This window comes from Labrenzia sp. ATLA3 (assembly GCF_057180185.1).
In genome coordinates this window covers 137,922-154,399 of sequence record NZ_JBXUKV010000004.1, presented here as the reverse complement: position 1 = coordinate 154,399, position 16,478 = coordinate 137,922, and the positions used below count along the sequence as shown (strand labels likewise).

Genomic DNA, 16,478 nt, shown 5'->3' with positions numbered 1-16,478 from the left:
TGCTTCGGGACGACAAGGTGGGTGGTGAAAGTCTTTGACATTTTCCAGGCGTTCGAGCACTTAGGAAGAGATGGTTCCCGACTCTGAATTTCGGAGCGGGATTAAAAGGGAACACGGTGCGACGAGGCCGAAAGGCTGCAAATCCGTGACTGCCCCCGCAACTGTGAGCGGTGAGCAAACCTGAAAGCGCCACTGGGGAAACCCCGGGAAGGATCAGGCAAGCCATGACCCGCAAGTCAGGAGACCTGCCATTTCATCTTAAACCTTAACCCGGGCGGGGTGCCCCGGCGGAGTGAGTGACATGGTCTATCGGCGCCTGCCGGCAAAGTTGCACATTCGGTTCGAAACTGCCCCGCGCAATCGCGGAGGGCGATATGAACCGGAAATTGACTGCTGAAACCTCAAGTCCTGCCAACCTTTTGACCCTTTCCGATCCGCTGTCGATGCGTGCGCTGCGCGCGATGGTGCCGAACGGCAGGCAAAAGCTTGTTGCCAACGATCGGATTAGTAATGTAATAACATTACACAATGATCATCCTCTTTCCTTTCAAGCTGGTAGCTTCTTGCGCAGCCATGGTGGCAAGGTTGTCGCTGCGCCGCCCCATGCTGTCCGTTCGCGGACGGAAGCTGTAAAGGTGCGCCATGAGCAATGAACCGCACAAGATTTTTGTCAGTACCGTCTGCCGTCACAAGGGCCAGCTGTGTCAGCCCGGATATGAACTGGTCAGCCAGTTGAAGCGCGCTCTCCAATTGGCCGTTCCGGTCGTTGGTGACGATTTCGAGATCAGCGGTACAGCCGACATCGAAAGCTGTTCGCGTGGATGCACAGCGGCCTACAAGGCAACGGGCGAGGCGATTTACCTCTTCGGTGATATCGATGCAGGTGAAACGGACATAGAAGATCTGGTCGACTACGCCAGGCGCTATCGCCAGCTAGAGAATGGATATGGCGTTTCCGGCGTCCGGCACGGCACACGATGGACCGCATCGCAGGGCCGCATCCCCGCGGCGATGATCGTCTCGGAAGCTGACGGAACGGCCTTGTCATGACGGGGATCGATCTTTGCGTCCGAGAGGCAAGCTGGAAGACGGGGCAGGGCAGGACCATTCTGCATCCGGTCAGCTTCGAGCTGCCCGCTGGCGAGGTTCTTGGAATTGCCGGTGCCAATGGTGCCGGCAAATCGACCCTGCTGCGGCTGCTCTACCGCTTCTTGAAACCGCACTCTGGCAGCATTCTGGTGGATGGTACGGACCTGTGGCACCTCAGTGCCCGGGAGGCTGCCCGGTCGATCGCCGCCGTTCTGCAGGAGCAACCGACCGACTTTGCCCTGTCTGTTCGCGAGATCGTCGTTCTTGGTCGGCGGCCGCACGCAAACGGCATTGCCAATGCAGGCAAACGGGACGCTGAAATCGTCGATGACTGCCTCAGGAAAATGGATCTGCACTCCTACGCGGACAGGTCCTTTGGCACGCTGTCCGGCGGTGAACGGCAACGGGTGATGGTGGCTCGGGCGCTGGCGCAGGAACCGAAGCTGCTGGTCCTGGATGAGCCGACCAACCATCTGGATATCCGCCATCAGCTCGAGATTGTCGAGCTGATCTCTGATCTGAACATCACCATCGTCACAAGCCTGCATGACCTCAATTTGGCAAGCCGCGTCTGCGACAAGGTTCTGCTGCTGCACGAGGGGCGGCTGGTTGCCCATGGCGCGCCGGAAACGGTGCTGACCCCCGGCAACATTGAACAAGCCTATTCGGTACAGGTCCGCCTGGAGCAGTTGTCTGCCAGTCGTGAGCGTTACCTGACCTTCCATCTTTGACTCCCTGGAGAGCACAATGAAAAGACTACTGCTGAGCGCTGCGCTCGCCCTTCTGACTGTTCCGGCCTTTGCCCAGACCACGGTGAAAAGCTGCAGTCGTACGGTCACTTTCGAAGCGCCGCCAAAAGCCGCTGTTTCGAACGACGTCAATCTGACCGAGATGATGCTGGTGCTTGGTCTGCGCGACCGCATGGTTGGATATACCGGCATTTCGGGCTGGAAGACGCTGGACGCGGAAATGCGTGAGGGCGTTGCCGAACTTCCGGAACTCGCGTCAAAATATCCGAGCAAGGAAGTGCTGATCGGGGCAGATGCGGATTTCTATTTTGCCGGCTGGAACTATGGCATGAAGGTTGGCGGCGAAGTGACGCCGGAAACGCTGGAGCCCTTCGGGATCAAGGTTTATGAGCTGACCGAATCCTGCATCCATATCGGCGACAAGCCCAAGGCTTCGCTGGCTGATCTTTACAACGACCTGATCAATCTCGGGAAGATCTTCGGCGTGGAGGACACGGCCCTGCACCTTGTCGCTGCCTACAAGCAGGAACTGGCGCGGATCGCGGCAACGGTGCCGGAAGGCGAGAAACCGCTGCGGGTTTTCGTCTACGACAGCGGTGAGGACAAGCCCTTCACCGCCGGTCGCTATGCTATGCCGACGGCGCTTATCGAGGCGGCCGGTGGCGTCAACGTCATGGACGATTTCGAAAAGAGCTGGGCGACGGTCGATTGGGAAACCGTGGTGGAGAAAGATCCGGACATGGTCGTGATCGTCAACTACGGCGAAGTGACGGCGGACCAGAAACGGGATTTCATGAAGAACAACCCAGCTCTGGCCGGCATTGCGGCGGTCAAGAACGACCGCTTCGTCGTCCTGGATTATGTCGAGGCAACGCCGGGACCGCGAAACCTCAAGGCTGTCGGCAAACTCACTGAAGCCTTCTGGGGAGAGTGAGACTTGCTGACAATGCCTCTCACCGCGGTTGCGGGCACAAGCGATGATCCGGCATGACCGAGGTGACGGCAAAACACAACGCATCCCGGCGGCGGTGGAGCACCGGCGTTCTGCTTCTTGCCGGGATGCTGCTGCTGGGTATTTCGATTGTGGCCGCCATCGGCGCAGGCGCGGTCGCCATTCCGGGCAGCACTGTCTTCAAGATCCTGGCCAATCGCACGGTGCCCGGTCTTTTTGAGGTCGATTGGCCGCAGAGCCGCGAAACGATCGTTTGGGAAATCCGGTTTCCGCGTGCGCTGCTGGCCGGCTTTGTTGGCGCCGGTCTGGCTGTGGTCGGTGCCGCCCTTCAATCCGTCACGCGCAATCCGCTGGCGGATCCGCATTTGCTTGGCATTTCCTCCGGCGCGGCGGCCGGTGCCATTCTTGCGCTTTTGCACACCGGCCTGTTTCTGGGCCTCATGACTGTGCCGCTGATGGCTTTTGCCGGGGCGCTGGTGGCAACCTTCCTGGTGCTTGGCGTGACACGCTTCGCGTCTGCGACCAGTGCCGACCGGCTGGTTCTTGCCGGTGTGGCGGTGTCGTTCATCATCATGGCAATCGCCAATATTCTGATTTTCCTCGGTGATCCCAGGGCAACACATACGGTTGTCTTCTGGATGCTGGGCGGTCTCGGTCTTGCCCAGTGGTCGCAATTGCCGTTTCCGCTCGGCATTCTGCTGCTGGTGGCACCCTATTTCCTGGTGCGGGCCGCTGATCTCAACGCCATGACCATTGGCGATGAAACCGCCTCGACGCTCGGCATTCCCGTTGCCCGGTTTCGTCTCACCGTGTTTGTGCTCGGCGCGCTTATCACCGGCGTGATGGTGGCGTTTTCAGGCATCATCGGTTTCGTCGGCCTTATGGTGCCACACATCGCGCGCTTTCTCGTGGGCGGTAATTACAGCCGGGTTCTGCCCGCCTCCATGGTGCTGGGCGCCATCTTCCTGATCTGGGCGGACATCATCGCCCGCACGCTTTTATCGCCTGAAGATATGCCCATCGGTATCGTCACGGGGCTGATCGGTGGTGTTTTCTTCGTCCTGCTGTTGCGCTCCCGGTCAGGCCAGGCCCACTAGGCCAGAGGCATCGGCCGTTTGTATGGACCTTGTTCGGAAGGAGTGGCCGGATCACCGTCCACTTGAAATCCCTCATATCAAGGCGCGCCATTCAAGACTTCTTTCGAAATTTGAATAAAACGGCAGCCGACTTGGCTGCGGCTTTGTGAAATTGATGCCTTTAGATAAATAGAGAAGGTGAATTATTTCGAATTAAAATCGAATGAATTTGATTTTTTCTTAGATGTATTTAAATAGTAATTTAAATACTCAAGTTTTTATTGAATAATTCTTGAGTGATGACTAATCTTCCGATTGAAAATCACGAATACATTTTTCGGTAAACGATGCGTGTACCGAAATAACTTCGCTAAACAGCCTCTCTGGCGGCGCAGTGCTGGCAGCGTGTGATCTCCCTTATGTCCGGACGCCGGCGCCCGATCATCGGTTTGTTTCATCCAAGCAGAGAACTCAACGAGGACAGATATGTGTGATCTTTGTGCCGCCACCGGCAGATACCAGGATTTCCCCTATGTCTCCGGGTTCAGTTGCGACGACGACAGCCGGGGGCAAGACGGCAGCAGTCTGGGTTTCGCGGACGGGATGTCGGATCCCTGCCTTTCCGGCTTCACGCCGGCAAGTAGTTCGAACGTGGCTTATACCGGGTTCCACGGTACTGCCACGGCAACCCAACTGCCGGTCTTTACCAACGACCAGATTGCCGAACAGCTCACGGATGGGTACTGGAATGAACTCGGCAGTTCACGTCGGTCTTTTGATGCGCGGGCAGGTGACGAGGTCACGGCAGATCTTACCGGACTGACCGATGAGGGGCAGGCGCTGGCAAGAAGCGCGCTGAATGCCTGGACCGTTGTTTCCGGGCTCAAATTCAGCTTCGTCTCAAGTGGAGCCGACATCACCTTTGACGACGAAGACAGCGGTCCTTACGTAACTTCGTCAGCAAATGGCGGAACGATACTGTCCTCTTTCGTCAATGTACCGGCCTCCATGCTGAGTGACGATGGCAATGCGATACCGGGCTTCTCATACTTTACCTATCTTCAGAAAATAGGTCAGGCGCTCGGTCTTGGCCTTGCAGGAAACTATGACAACTCGGCCACTTATGGCGTCGACAATCACTACGCCAACGATTCCTGGCAATCCTCGGTCATGTCTTCTTTCAGTCAGACCGCCAACACTTCGGTAGACGCCAGTTTTGCGTATCCGATGACGCCGATGATTGCGGATATCATCGCAATCCAGGACTTATATGGCGTGCCGGACAACAGCTATCCGGATTTCACGATGTATGGAACAAACCCTGGCGGTTATCCATCGCCGGCTTTCGTCGAAATTCCTTCCGATGCGGCGGTGACGATCTTCGATACCGGCGGATCGGATCTCCTCAACTTTATCGGTAACAGCGTCTTCGATGGCATTACTGCCGACCAGTGGATCGATCTTCGACCTGAAAGCATTTCCAGCGTCGCCGGCGGTAGCGGAAATTTGCTCATCGCACGCGGAACCATCATCGAGAGAGCTTACGGCGGGCAGGGCGATGACACGCTTATTGGCAACGATGCTGGCAATCACTTGGTGGGATATGAGGGAGATGATACGCTTATCGGTGGCAAAGGGGATGACGTTCTGAGCGGCTGGGCCGGACGAGACACGGTGTGGGCAGGCCCCGGTGACGATCATGTGCGTTACGACGATGATGATCTGTTCTGGACAGATGGCGTCCCCAGAGACGTTGGCGGCGAAGGCATCGACAAGCTGATCATAACCGCTGGTTCGAAATTCAATACCGCCGGACTTTCCCTGTACGGTTTCGAGCAGTTTCAAGGTGCGGAACTGGACGACCGAGTTGAGGGAAACGATGGCTCCGTCGACTACTGGATGCATGGCGGCGGCGGTGATGATTTCCTTCAAGGCAATGCAGGAAACGACACGCTTCTTGGCGGCGACGGTCACGACATACTTCATGGTGGTGCGGGTGACGATTTGCTGCGCGGTGGCATCTGGGGCCACGACGAGCTCCGCGGTGAAGACGGAAACGACACGATCTACTATTCCAGCGGCGATGTCTTCTGGGACAGACATAGACCCATAAACATTGGCGGCCCTGGGATAGACAAGCTGATCATTGAGGAGGGATCGAAGTTCAACACAGTCGCTTTGTCCAGGTACGGCTTTGAGCAGTTCCAGGGTGCTGAGAAAGATGATCGCGTAATCGGCAATGATCCAACGGTCGACTACTGGATGCATGGCGGTGGTGGACGCGATAATCTGCAAAGCAGCGCTGGCAACGACATGTTATTCGGAGGTGACGGCGCCGACAGCCTGCTTGCCGGTGCAGGCGACGACATCCTCGCCCCCGGGCCGTCCTCCTTCGGCAGCCAAACCTGTCAGGGGGACTTTGGCGACGACACCTATCTTATTTCTTCCGACTGCGGCCATACGATAATCCGCGAGTTTGACGGTCGCGGGACGGACACCGTCATTTTCCAGGACCTGAAACCATCGGACATCGAAGCGTCGGTTGGATATGCAGACCATTTGCTGCTGTCCTGGGGAGACGACGGCAACGAAGTTTCGTTCAATGATCTCGGGATCTACATAGAATCGTTTGAATTTTCCGATGGCACAATATTGCAGGTGGACGATTTCGATCTCATCTAGCCGCTGCTGCCAAAGGGGCGTCTCAATCCCTCACTCTGCCTTGAGATAGATAGCCGATGTCAAACGCGCATCTACAAGGACTTGGACGCGACTTGATGAGTCTATGGCCTGAACTGTTGTCCGGACAAGCTGCATCGCCTGGGTGGTGAACCGATAAAGGCCGGTTTGTCCGGTAAAGGCGAAGCGCTTGCTATGGGAGATCCGGACTGTTTCCATGGGAGTGATCTCGAATCGGGCGGTATTGGTATAGTGTTGCCGGACATAGACCAGATGCGGCGTACCCATGGACAGACTTCCCATTAATCTCGCGGAATTCGCTCATATCCGGATTATCATCGGCATGGTGATCGGGCTGGGCGTTGCGCGTCTGCTGAATGGTCTTGCGCGATACGTGCAGCACCCGCGGCAGGAAGAGATCTACAGCGTGCATCTGGGCTGGTCGCTGTTCATGCTGCTGTCCGTCGTTCACTTCTGGTGGTTTGAATTTGCGCTTGGCCGCATTCAGGTCTGGACGTTCGAGAGCTATTTCTTCGTCATCGCCTTCGCCGCGCTCTACTTCTTCATCACCGCGGTGCTTTACCCGGACAAGATGGAAGAATACGCCAACTACAAGGACTATTTTTACGCCAGAAAAACCTGGATCTACGGCTTGCTTGCCCTGATGTTCTCGCTCGATATCGTGGATTCCCGGCTGAAGGGGATCGACTATTTCAACGATCTGGGAACCGCGTATCTGGTGCGCCAGATCATAATCATCGTGCTGCTTCTTGCTGCGACGAGGATCCGGCATACCGTCTATCATATTGGTCTGGTCAGCGTTGTCCTGCTGTCGCAGATCTGGCTGATTACCAGCAATTTCAGCGTCTTGAAGTAACGGGCTCGCCGTTGGTGCTTGCCATCGGGCAATGACCTCAGGCAGCGGCGTTCGTCGGCCGCATCTTGCCGCGCATGAAGATGAAGATCATCACTGCCATGTTGAGGAAGTTCCAGGCGATTCCGTTCAGGAATGCGGCCTGGTAGGAACCGGTGAGGTCGTAGATCCAACCGGACAGCCACCCGCCGAGGGCCATTCCCAGAATGGTCGACATGATCACCAGACCGACCCGCTGCCCCGCCTCGTGAGCCGGCAGATATTCGCGCACGATCACCGCATAGCTGGGCACGATGCCGCCTTGTGAGAGGCCGAAGATGAGCGACACCAGGTAAAGCGACGCCAGCCCGTTGAACGGAATGAAAAGAAACAGCGCCGCGCATTGCAGAACGGAGCCGATCAGCAGCGTCATGACCCCGCCGATCTTGTCGGCGATGTAGCCGGATGTGAGCCGGCTGACGACACCGGCACCGGTCATCAGGGCGATCATGTCCGCCCCGGGCGCAACGCCATATCCCAGATCGACGCAATAGGCGACGATATGGACCTGAGGCATGGACATGGCGACACAGCAGGCAAGCCCGGCAACCACCAGAAGTCCTTGCAAGACGGCTGGCGGCAGTCCGGTGTCCTGCTGTCCGAAACGAGCGGTTGCCGTGCCGGTGCTCTGGGACCTGTCCGGCGGAGGCCTGCGCAGCAACAGGGCCAGTGGCACCATCGCCACAAGGCAGATGACACCGATGAGGATGTATGTCTGGCGCCAGTCGGATGTGGCAAGGCTCCACTGGATCAGGGATGGCCAGAGCACACCGGCAAGATAATTGCCGCACGCGGCGCAGGCGACGGCGAAGCCGCGCCGCTTCACGAACCAATGCGAAATATCGGCAATCAGAGGTCCGAAGGTGGCCGCGGTGCCCAGACCGATCAGGACACCCTGAGCCAGAGTGAACGACCAGACATCCGGTGCAAGAGCGGCCAGCACGAAACCTGCGGCAAGTGACACGGCGGAGCCTATGACCGGCAGGACGATGCCATAGCGGTCCACGAAGCGGCCCAGCAGATAGTTGCCGGCGGCGAAACCGAACATCGTGGCGGTATAGGGCAGGGAGGCGTCGGCCCGGTCGACACCGAAATCCGTCTGGACGGCGGGCAGAACGATGATGACCGCCCACATGCCTGCGCCCCCCAGGGTGCTCAGCAGGATCGATATCGCCAGCCGGAACCAGGCGTAGGGCCCGTCCTGGGCGTATGGATCAGATGCGGTCGCGAGAGACATGATCGGTTACCGGGAAAGTGAAGAACTTACTGGGTAACAGGTTCGCCAGCCGGCGACCAACAAATATCCTTGAAGCGACCGACCACAAATTCAGATAAGTGCACGAAGGCGGCAAGGCTGCCTTCGTGCCGGAGCTGTCTTTTATCGGGAGCTTACGCGTTCGCTTTCAGGCTTTCTGCCACAAAGTCGCTCAGGGAACGGGCCGGATGGACATTCAGGTCTTCCAGAGCCGTGGAGGCCGTGAAAAGGTCGCCTTCAGAAGCGCCTCTGTCGGCATCTGCGAGAACCTTGGCGAAACCTTCAGGCAGGCCGGCCTGTACGAGAATGCTGGCATAGGTGGCTTCCGGAAGATTGTTGAACGGGATTTCGCGACCTGACTGGCTGGAAAGTTCGGCTGCAAGGTCGGCAAGACTGAAAGCGGATGAACCACCAAGTTCCAGAGCCCTGGTGGTGAGATCGCTGCCGGAAACCGTCCGGGCCGCGGCTTCTGCATAGTCTTCGCGACCGGCCGCAGAAAACTTGCCGTCACCGCTTGCGCCGACAACGGCACCGTGTGCAAGGGCGGCTGCGATGGTGCCGCCGAAATTCTCGACATACCAGCCATTGCGCAGCACGGCGTGGGCAATGCCGCTTTCACTCAGAAGCTTTTCCGTCTCCTTGTGTTCCTCGCCCAGAAGAAGGCTGGACTGCGGCACGTTGAGCAGGCTGGTGTAGACGATGAAGCGGACGCCGGCTTCCTTTGCCGCGTCGATGACGGCCTTGTGCTGCGGGAGACGCTTGCCGACTTCCGAACCGGAAATAAACAGAAGACGCTCAACACCTTCCAGGGCGGCGGGCAGAGTGATGCTTTCGTCATAATCCGCCTTCACAACAGCAACCTGATCACTGGCAAGGTCAGCAGCTTTTTCCGGGGAGCGGACGAGGGCGCGAACCGGCTGCGCGGTCAGGTTCGTCAGATGTTTGAGGACGAGACGGCCGAGTTGGCCATTGGCACCCGTGACTGCGATCATCTTATTTCTCCTTGATGGTTGATCGTTTGAAATCCTGCGGATGCTCCCCATGTAGACGTATAACTAACTTTTTGTTAGTACGTACAAAAAGGTTAGTTATGAGATTCTTCCAATCTCGCATCAAAAAGATGGACCTCACGATGACCGACACAGCCGAAACCGGACCCAGGTGCATGCTCAACAGCGGCGCGCCCTTGTCCGAACTGATACAGAAGGGGGAATTGCTCAACCAGAACTGTCCGTCCCGCGAGATCCTGCGTCATCTGACCAGCCGTTGGGGCGTGCTGGTGCTGATTGCACTTCTGGAAAAAGATAGGCGGTTTTCGGAAATCCGCCGGACTGTGGGCGGTGTCAGTGAAAAGATGCTGGCGCAGACACTGCAGACCCTGGAGGCGGACGGGTTCGTCAACCGGTATTCCCATCCGGTAGTGCCGCCCCATGTCGATTACAGCCTGACACCCATCGGCAGGGAAGCTGCCACGAAGGTGCGCGATTTTGCCGACTGGATAGAGGTCAATACCACCAGAATTCTGTCTGCCAGGCCTCATCAGAGCCAAGCAGAGGCTGTGGAATAGCAAATGGGCCATAGGCCCGTGCGGTCAGAGGTCTTGCGCAGGTGCGTACGGGTTTACGGGCGCTGTCAGTGCGAGTACCGGTCGACAATCTGCCAGTATCTCGGATCCCGCCACACTTTGGAGATGGCAGCGGACAGTCGGCCCTTGATCTGCGGATCGAGATCGTTGTTGGCCGCAAGCCACTGAATTCCGTGAGTGACCGGGGCCCCGATCACCAGGGTTTTCGGATCATAGCCCTGTTTCTTGAACATGTAGCTTGCCCGGACGGACATTGTGTACCAGGCATCGATACGGCCGTTTTTAAGCATGGCACTTATCTGCTCGGCGCTTGGGATTTCCTCCACGTTGCGAAATCCGAAACGCCGCAGAATCTGGCTCCGTTGGCTGCCGAGATGAACGCCGATCACCTTGCCGCTCTCAATTGCCTTCTCAAATGTATCGAGGGGTTCATCGAGGGTTACGAGCGCGCTTTCCGTATAAAGGAGCGGCGCGATATACTCGAATTTTTCCTTGCGCTTCTTGGAATAGGCGGCGGTGAAGAGAAGGGAGCCGGGAGTGTTTTCTGCAAGAATCTGTGCTCGCCTCCAGGGCGCGAACCTGATCTTGATATCAAGCCCGGCTTCTTCGGCAACAAGTTCCATCAGCTCAACCGCGATCCCTTTCTCTTCTTCATTTATGGAAAGCGGAGGCAGGTAACCAGTAAACGCGATAATTTCCTCCGAGTTCGCTGTCGAAGACAGTATCAGCGGAGTTAGAAGTCCCAATCCCAGGTAGACAACCAGCGCGCGAGAAAGTGTTCTGGAAAACCTTCGCAATACAGACAAGAGCTACCCCGGAGTTCTTAAAGCTTTGATGTAGTTATTAGCATTGGGGTGTGACTGAAATGTAAAATCTGCGACTGTTCTTAAAAATATTATTCAATGCATGTATTAATTCCGCCCGCCCGGAGATCATTATGGCTCGTCATTGCGGGCCGATCACTCAGGGCTGGCGGAACGTAAAGTGGCTATTCGGCTTTTGCGGACAGCCTGCCACCGTGAACGAAATTCATCGCATGGCCGTTGAGGCAATAACGCAGGCCTGTGGGTGGCGGCCCGTCCGGGAAGACGTGTCCCAGGTGCGCGTCACAGCTGCTGCAGCGAATTTCGGTCCGGATCATGCCATGCGAACGGTCTTCGATTTCCCGTATCGCATCCGGACTGACTGCCTCGAAGAAGCTGGGCCATCCGCACCCGGAATCGAATTTCGTGTCTGACATGAACAGCGGCGCTCCGCAGCAGACACAGTCGTAGCGGCCGATGAGCTTGTTGTCCCAATAGGGGCCGGTAAAGGGGCGCTCGGTGCCGGATTGCCGGGTAACATAGAACTGCTCGGGTGTAAGCTGCTCCATCCATTCCGCAGTGGTTTTCTTGACGCTTGGAGACGCTTGATGCTGGCGAGTGGTCTCGTCGGTCATTCTGGATTCCTTGTATTGTGTTTTTCCGAGAAATAGGCCCGCACACCGTTGGCTGCAAGCGGCAGCAGATAAAGGTTTCGCCAATCGGTCACGGTGTCTGCGGGGCTGGTGTTGCCGAGGCAAAGCCTTTTTGCGCCGCTCAACGCCAGCCCGCTTCTAACGGGTGAGGTGGTGCAACACTGACTTCACGCGATTGCCACCTTCCTGGCGTGCCTGAAAAACGCAGCTCTCTGCGGCGGCGAGGATCAGTTCGGAACTTTCCGAAATGCCGGTCTGTTCGACAACCGCGCAGGCTGCACCAACCGATGCTGTCATGACGCCATTGCCTGCCGTGTTGTCCGGATTGGGAATGCCCAGATCCTGGATTGCCAAGTGAAGATAGGCGCTGATGGTCTCGGCGCCCATCTGGTGGGTTCTGGGCAGAAGAAGAGAAAATTCCGCCGTTGCGGTTCGGGCGGCGATATCCGCCGGCCGGCGCGCGGTTTCCTTCAGGGTTTCCGCGACTTTCGTCAGGCACTCCTCCGCGGCGCCCGGCCCGAAATGCTCCGCTAGTGCTTCGAACCTGTCGAGCGAGACCTTGATCAGGCTGGTGTGGGTCTTTTCACGAAGGGCAATCGCCCATTCCCGCTTCAGGCCTTCTTCAAAGGCGCGTCTGTTCAGCAGGCCGGTAAGCGGGTCGGTCTGCGTTGCCGCATCCAGACGGCTTTCCAGCTCCTTGCGCTTGGCAATGCTTCGGAAATAGACGGCGAAAGCGTAAGCCGCTCCGCGACTGTCCCGTAACAAATGGGTGCTCACCTCCGCCCAGACCAAAGAGCCGAAGGCGGAACGGAGCTGAAGTTCTGCATGGGGAAGGGGAGACTGTGCATCGCCGCTACCGCACAGGATCCGGTGTAAATGGTCCGCGTCTGCATCCGGAGTGGCCAGATAGACAAGATCGCTCAGATGGTCGGCCAGTTTCTCCGCACTCCACCCGAACAGCCGCTCGGCGGCCGGCGAAATGAAGGTGGGGGTTCCATCGAAACCGATCAGAACAATGGCCTCATTGCCCAGTTTGACGAGCGTTTCAAAGTCGATGCCAGACGGATGGAGAAGGTCCGTCGCCAAAGGCGTGTCCCGATTGCTGCCCGACACCATCTTTCCTTGCCTCGCTCGATTTTCGTGGCAATGCATTCCCTAACTGGAACTGAACGGTATTCACGCTTTGAAATCAAGTGGCAAGCTGCCTGTCCCAGGTGTAGACGAAGGTGATTTTTTCTGAAGGTCCTTGGTGTGAGCTGTATTGCGCACGCGGAGCCTGCGGCTTTTCAAGTCGACGCGTTTTCAGCACAGACAAAATGCACAAGAAGCTGGCTCGCCAGTCCAACCCCTGACAAAAGCGCGCATGTGACGCGGGGGAATTCACTGAAAAACGACCGGCATACGCTTGAACACGTAATTTCGACTACCTAAGACATGTCATATACCTTCGGGGCCGTTATTATCCGGCGGATCGGGGCTGATTCGAGAAAGCCCGTTTCCGTCGTTTCTTTTAAACCGTGACGAAAGATCAGCATGACGCCAGCATTGATCGACGACACCACTCTCTTTGCCGTCCTCGCACCCTTTGCTGCGGCTGTGGTTGCGCCTTTTCTGACCCGCTGGTTCAAACACAATGCGGCCTGGGTGCTGGCAATCGTACCAGCACTGATCTTCCTCCATTTCACCGGGTTCGTCGAACCTGTGTCGAAAGGGGAAAGCTTCGTTGCGGCAATGGCCTGGGCTCCCAGCTATGGCGTGAATTTCTCCGTCTACGTTGACGGGTTGTCGACGCTGTTCGCTCTGCTGATTTCCGGTATCGGAACGTTCATCATCCTGTACGCTGGAGGCTACCTCAAAGGCCATCCGCAACAGGGCCGGTTCTTTTCGTTTCTGTTCATGTTCATGGGGTCGATGCTCGGCCTTGTGCTCGGCAACAACTTGATCTCCCTGTTCATTTTCTGGGAACTGACCTCGATCACGTCCTTCCTGCTGATCGGTTTCGATCACCTGCGCGCCGCGTCACGGCGGGCCGCGCTTCAGGCGCTTGTGGTCACGGGGGGCGGCGGTCTGGCGCTGCTGGCCGGGTTCATCCTGATCATCTCGGCCACGGGCGAGATCGAGATGTCGGTGCTCTTGTCGTCACCGGATATCATCAAGGACACCACGCTCTACGTGCCGATCTTTTTCCTTGTTCTGGGCGGTGCCTTCACCAAGTCCGCACAGTTCCCGTTCCATTTCTGGCTGCCCAACGCCATGGAAGCGCCGACGCCTGTGTCCGCCTATCTGCATTCGGCAACGATGGTGAAGGCTGGTGTTTACCTGCTGATGCGCATGCACCCGCTGCTGGGCGGAACGGAACTGTGGACGACGGTTCTGCCGCTATTCGGTGGTGTGACGCTGCTGGTCGGCACGATCCTGGCGGTGCGCCAAACCGACCTGAAGCTGATGCTCGCCTATACGACGGTTGCCTCGCTGGGTCTTCTGGTCATGTTGACCGGCACCAGTCAGGAAAAGGCGCTGGAAGGTGCGGTCCTCTATCTGCTAGCGCATTCTCTCTTCAAGGGCGCACTCTTCATGGTGGCCGGCACGATCGATCATGAAGCGGGAACCCGTGACATCAGGAAGCTCGGCGGCCTGCGGTCGGCGATGCCGATCACTTTCGTGGCGGCCTGCCTTGCATCGCTTTCCATGGCCGGCTTGCCGCCGTTTATCGGCTTTATCGCCAAGGAAGTGCTTTACTACGGCACCTGGGGCTGGCTGGAGCTCGGCCTGCCGATCACCGTCACGGCCGTTGTCGGCAATGCCCTGATGCTGGTGATCGCAGCCGCGGTCGTCATCAAGCCGTTCTTCGGTCCGAAGGTGGAAACGCCGAAACATGCGCACGAAGGACCTGTGCTGCTGTTTGCCGGTCCCGTGTTCCTCTCGGTGACCGGTCTTGGGCTGGCCCTGATCGCACATACCAGCGGTGAACTCCTGATCGCGCCAACCCTGTCTTCCCTGGTCGGAGAGACGACGCAGGTGGAACTTCATTTGTGGCCGACATCGATCAACGCACCGCTTCTGCTTTCTCTGGTCACCATTGGTCTTGGCGTTGCACTGTTCACGCAGATCGACCGTCTGCGCGGCGTGATCGGCAGCGCGCTCACGGCGATAGGCTGGGGCCCGGACAAGGGGTTCGATCAGTTCGTGGCCAGCACAGTCGGATTGTCCTGGCGTATCACGCGCGTGCTGCAGTCCGGCAAGATGCACACCTACATGATCCTGACCTTCATCTTCACGGGGCTCGCGGTGCTGGTGCCCGGCTTCCTGACGGACAGCCTGCCGGCGATGCCGAAGATGCCGGACTACCGCTTCTATGAATGGGGTATCCTGCTGATCGCCTTCTTTGGTCTCATCGCGGTTCTGGTCGCCAATACCCGCCTGACGGCCATCGTTTCGCTGGGTATCCAGGGGTTTGCGGTTGCGCTGATCTTCATGATGTTCGGGGCGCCTGATCTGTCGTTCACCCAGTTCATGGTGGAAACCCTGTCGGTCGTCATTCTGGCACTGGTCATGACAAGGCTGAACCTGTCACCCAGCGATCACCGGCATGGCCTCGCGGCGGTTGTCAGTGGCATTGTCGCCATCGGTGTCGGTCTCGGCCTGACGATGACGCTCCTGGCCATCACGCAGCAGCCTTTCGATACCCGCTTGTCTGACTTCTTCGCGCAGTTCAGCCGTTCCATCGCCCATGGGCGCAATATCGTCAACGTAATCATCGTCGACTTCCGCGGCTTCGATACGTTGGGTGAAATTGCCGTTGTGGTGCTGGCGGGTCTGTGTGTGCTGGCGTTGATCCGGGTGCGCACCAAGCCTGAAAAACCCATCGAGAAGCCCAAGACGGTTTCCCATCCCACACCCGCCCAGACAGGGGAGGTTCGCTGATGCGTACGATCATCTTCCGCACCATTGCGCCCTATCTGTCCGCGCTGATGGTCCTGTTCTCGATTTTCGTGCTTTTGCGCGGCCATAACGAGCCGGGGGGCGGGTTTATCGGCGGTCTGATCGCCGCATCGGCGCTCGCGATCTTCGGTATCGCCTGCGGTGTTGCCTCCGTGCGCCGCGCCATTGTCTTCCACCCGATGGGAGTTTCAGGTTTCGGGCTGTTCCTGTCGGCCCTGGCTGGTCTGCCGTCGATCTTCAAGGCTCAGGCATTCATGACCAGTCAGTGGCTGGAAGTTCACGTGTTTGGTGTGGAGGTCGCTCTGTCCACGCCGTTGTTCTTCGACATTGGCGTTTATCTGGTGGTGGTCGGAGCAATCGGCTCCATTGCGCTGGCGCTTGAAGAAAGGGAGGCCGACTGATGGAAAGTGGCGTCGTCATCCTGATTGGCATGTTCTTTACCGTGGCCGTCTACCTGATGCTCTCCAAGCAGCTGGTGCGTATTCTTCTTGGCATCGCCATTCTGGGCAATGCCGTGAACTTGCTGATCTTTACAAACGGGCGCCTGACGCGCGAGGTGCCGCCGCTCATTCCCGATCATCTTTATGCTCCGGAAACGGCGACGGCCAATCCCCTGCCGCAGGCGCTGGTGCTGACAGCCATCGTTATTTCCTTCTCGTTCTTTGCCTTCCTTCTGGTTCTGGCCTTCCGGGCCTACCAGGAACTGGGCACCGACGAAGTGGACGAGATGCGCATCGCCGAACCCGAACACGACCAAACTCCGCCGCAAGGGTACTAAGCTA

General features: G+C 57.7%; 17 protein-coding genes and 1 riboswitch. Of the genes, 11 read left to right on the top strand and 6 right to left on the bottom strand.

What is annotated here, in order from left to right; genetic code table 11:
• Positions 1-54 precede the first annotated feature (54 nt).
• A riboswitch (cobalamin riboswitch) is annotated at positions 55-267 on the top strand.
• Between the two features lie 107 nt (positions 268-374).
• From AC2A6O_RS12145 to AC2A6O_RS12120, 6 genes are all read left to right on the top strand, one after another.
• The gene (locus tag AC2A6O_RS12145; protein WP_498927306.1) at positions 375-653 is read left to right on the top strand and encodes a hypothetical protein; all 279 of its coding nucleotides are present in this window, start codon (positions 375-377) and stop codon (positions 651-653) included.
• Positions 643-1,050, top strand: a complete 408-nt coding sequence (locus AC2A6O_RS12140) for a DUF1636 family protein (RefSeq protein WP_498927304.1) — start codon at positions 643-645, stop codon at positions 1,048-1,050. Before AC2A6O_RS12145 ends, AC2A6O_RS12140 begins: the two co-directional genes overlap by 11 nt.
• Entirely contained in the window at positions 1,047-1,820 is a 774-nt protein-coding gene (locus tag AC2A6O_RS12135; RefSeq protein ID WP_498927302.1) for an ABC transporter ATP-binding protein, read from the top strand. The genes AC2A6O_RS12140 and AC2A6O_RS12135 overlap by 4 nt, the downstream gene beginning before the upstream one ends.
• A 16-nt stretch (positions 1,821-1,836) precedes the next feature.
• Positions 1,837-2,772 carry an ABC transporter substrate-binding protein gene (locus AC2A6O_RS12130; protein ID WP_498927300.1) on the top strand — a complete coding sequence of 312 codons (936 nt, stop codon included), beginning with the start codon at positions 1,837-1,839 and terminating at the stop codon, positions 2,770-2,772.
• 53 nt (positions 2,773-2,825) lie between these two features.
• Positions 2,826-3,887: a FecCD family ABC transporter permease gene (locus AC2A6O_RS12125; RefSeq protein ID WP_498927298.1), complete on the top strand. Its 1,062-nt coding sequence runs from the start codon at positions 2,826-2,828 to the stop codon at positions 3,885-3,887.
• Between the two features lie 465 nt (positions 3,888-4,352).
• Positions 4,353-6,548, top strand: a complete 2,196-nt coding sequence (locus AC2A6O_RS12120) for a M10 family metallopeptidase C-terminal domain-containing protein (RefSeq protein ID WP_498927296.1) — start codon at positions 4,353-4,355, stop codon at positions 6,546-6,548.
• 30 nt (positions 6,549-6,578) lie between these two features.
• On the opposite strand, the gene AC2A6O_RS12115 is transcribed toward AC2A6O_RS12120, so the two are convergent.
• On the bottom strand, positions 6,579-6,833 hold the full coding sequence (locus AC2A6O_RS12115; protein ID WP_498927294.1) for a hypothetical protein: 255 nt from the start codon (positions 6,831-6,833) through the stop codon (positions 6,579-6,581).
• On the opposite strand from AC2A6O_RS12115, the gene AC2A6O_RS12110 reads away from it, so the two are divergent.
• Complete coding sequence (locus tag AC2A6O_RS12110) at positions 6,832-7,422, top strand: hypothetical protein (protein ID WP_148586463.1); 591 nt, start codon at positions 6,832-6,834, stop codon at positions 7,420-7,422. The two genes, AC2A6O_RS12115 and AC2A6O_RS12110, sit on opposite strands and share 2 nt — an antisense overlap.
• A 37-nt stretch (positions 7,423-7,459) precedes the next feature.
• On the opposite strand, the gene AC2A6O_RS12105 is transcribed toward AC2A6O_RS12110, so the two are convergent.
• Positions 7,460-8,695 carry an MFS transporter gene (locus AC2A6O_RS12105; RefSeq protein ID WP_498927292.1) on the bottom strand — a complete coding sequence of 412 codons (1,236 nt, stop codon included), beginning with the start codon at positions 8,693-8,695 and terminating at the stop codon, positions 7,460-7,462.
• A 152-nt stretch (positions 8,696-8,847) separates the two neighbouring features.
• The gene (locus AC2A6O_RS12100) at positions 8,848-9,705 is read right to left on the bottom strand and encodes an SDR family oxidoreductase (protein WP_498927290.1); all 858 of its coding nucleotides are present in this window, start codon (positions 9,703-9,705) and stop codon (positions 8,848-8,850) included.
• A gap of 140 nt (positions 9,706-9,845) precedes the next feature.
• Between AC2A6O_RS12100 and AC2A6O_RS12095 the strand changes: the two genes are divergently transcribed.
• Positions 9,846-10,280, top strand: a complete 435-nt coding sequence (locus AC2A6O_RS12095) for a winged helix-turn-helix transcriptional regulator (RefSeq protein WP_498927288.1) — start codon at positions 9,846-9,848, stop codon at positions 10,278-10,280.
• Positions 10,281-10,345: 65 nt separating this feature from the next.
• Here the strand turns inward: AC2A6O_RS12095 and AC2A6O_RS12090 are convergent, their stop codons facing one another.
• The 3 genes from AC2A6O_RS12090 to AC2A6O_RS12080 all read right to left on the bottom strand — a co-directional run bounded on the left by AC2A6O_RS12090 (position 10,346) and on the right by AC2A6O_RS12080 (position 12,840).
• Positions 10,346-11,044, bottom strand: a complete 699-nt coding sequence (locus AC2A6O_RS12090; RefSeq protein WP_498927286.1) for a substrate-binding periplasmic protein — start codon at positions 11,042-11,044, stop codon at positions 10,346-10,348.
• Positions 11,045-11,286: 242 nt separating this feature from the next.
• Complete coding sequence (msrB, locus tag AC2A6O_RS12085) at positions 11,287-11,736, bottom strand: peptide-methionine (R)-S-oxide reductase MsrB (protein WP_498927284.1); 450 nt, start codon at positions 11,734-11,736, stop codon at positions 11,287-11,289.
• A 156-nt stretch (positions 11,737-11,892) separates the two neighbouring features.
• Positions 11,893-12,840 carry a GGDEF domain-containing protein gene (locus tag AC2A6O_RS12080; protein ID WP_498927282.1) on the bottom strand — a complete coding sequence of 316 codons (948 nt, stop codon included), beginning with the start codon at positions 12,838-12,840 and terminating at the stop codon, positions 11,893-11,895.
• A 447-nt stretch (positions 12,841-13,287) separates the two neighbouring features.
• Here AC2A6O_RS12080 and AC2A6O_RS12075 point away from each other — a divergent pair, with 447 nt between their 5' ends.
• From AC2A6O_RS12075 to AC2A6O_RS12065, 3 genes are read left to right on the top strand one after another with little or no spacing between them, the layout of a single operon-like run.
• Complete coding sequence (locus tag AC2A6O_RS12075) at positions 13,288-15,678, top strand: putative monovalent cation/H+ antiporter subunit A (RefSeq protein WP_498927280.1); 2,391 nt, start codon at positions 13,288-13,290, stop codon at positions 15,676-15,678.
• Positions 15,678-16,097: a Na(+)/H(+) antiporter subunit B gene (locus AC2A6O_RS12070; RefSeq protein ID WP_148586471.1), complete on the top strand. Its 420-nt coding sequence runs from the start codon at positions 15,678-15,680 to the stop codon at positions 16,095-16,097. The genes AC2A6O_RS12075 and AC2A6O_RS12070 overlap by 1 nt, the downstream gene beginning before the upstream one ends.
• Positions 16,097-16,474, top strand: a complete 378-nt coding sequence (locus AC2A6O_RS12065; RefSeq protein ID WP_148586472.1) for a Na+/H+ antiporter subunit C — start codon at positions 16,097-16,099, stop codon at positions 16,472-16,474. Before AC2A6O_RS12070 ends, AC2A6O_RS12065 begins: the two co-directional genes overlap by 1 nt.
• Positions 16,475-16,478 lie beyond the last annotated feature (4 nt).

Excerpts from the sequence above, each read along its gene's own strand:
- AC2A6O_RS12140 (WP_498927304.1), top strand. The coding sequence starts at position 643 with ATGAGCAATGAACCGCACAAGATTTTTGTCAGTACCGTCTGCCGTCAC.
- AC2A6O_RS12065 (WP_148586472.1), top strand. The coding sequence starts at position 16,097 with ATGGAAAGTGGCGTCGTCATCCTGATTGGCATGTTCTTTACCGTGGCC.
- AC2A6O_RS12130 (WP_498927300.1), top strand. The coding sequence starts at position 1,837 with ATGAAAAGACTACTGCTGAGCGCTGCGCTCGCCCTTCTGACTGTTCCG.
- msrB (WP_498927284.1), bottom strand. The coding sequence starts at position 11,736 with ATGACCGACGAGACCACTCGCCAGCATCAAGCGTCTCCAAGCGTCAAG.
- AC2A6O_RS12120 (WP_498927296.1), top strand. The coding sequence starts at position 4,353 with ATGTGTGATCTTTGTGCCGCCACCGGCAGATACCAGGATTTCCCCTAT.
- AC2A6O_RS12100 (WP_498927290.1), bottom strand. The coding sequence starts at position 9,705 with ATGATCGCAGTCACGGGTGCCAATGGCCAACTCGGCCGTCTCGTCCTC.
- AC2A6O_RS12070 (WP_148586471.1), top strand. The coding sequence starts at position 15,678 with ATGCGTACGATCATCTTCCGCACCATTGCGCCCTATCTGTCCGCGCTG.
- AC2A6O_RS12105 (WP_498927292.1), bottom strand. The coding sequence starts at position 8,695 with ATGTCTCTCGCGACCGCATCTGATCCATACGCCCAGGACGGGCCCTAC.
- AC2A6O_RS12135 (WP_498927302.1), top strand. The coding sequence starts at position 1,047 with ATGACGGGGATCGATCTTTGCGTCCGAGAGGCAAGCTGGAAGACGGGG.
- AC2A6O_RS12095 (WP_498927288.1), top strand. The coding sequence starts at position 9,846 with ATGACCGACACAGCCGAAACCGGACCCAGGTGCATGCTCAACAGCGGC.
- AC2A6O_RS12075 (WP_498927280.1), top strand. The coding sequence starts at position 13,288 with ATGACGCCAGCATTGATCGACGACACCACTCTCTTTGCCGTCCTCGCA.
- AC2A6O_RS12115 (WP_498927294.1), bottom strand. The coding sequence starts at position 6,833 with ATGGGTACGCCGCATCTGGTCTATGTCCGGCAACACTATACCAATACC.
- AC2A6O_RS12145 (WP_498927306.1), top strand. The coding sequence starts at position 375 with ATGAACCGGAAATTGACTGCTGAAACCTCAAGTCCTGCCAACCTTTTG.
- AC2A6O_RS12125 (WP_498927298.1), top strand. The coding sequence starts at position 2,826 with ATGACCGAGGTGACGGCAAAACACAACGCATCCCGGCGGCGGTGGAGC.
- AC2A6O_RS12110 (WP_148586463.1), top strand. The coding sequence starts at position 6,832 with ATGGACAGACTTCCCATTAATCTCGCGGAATTCGCTCATATCCGGATT.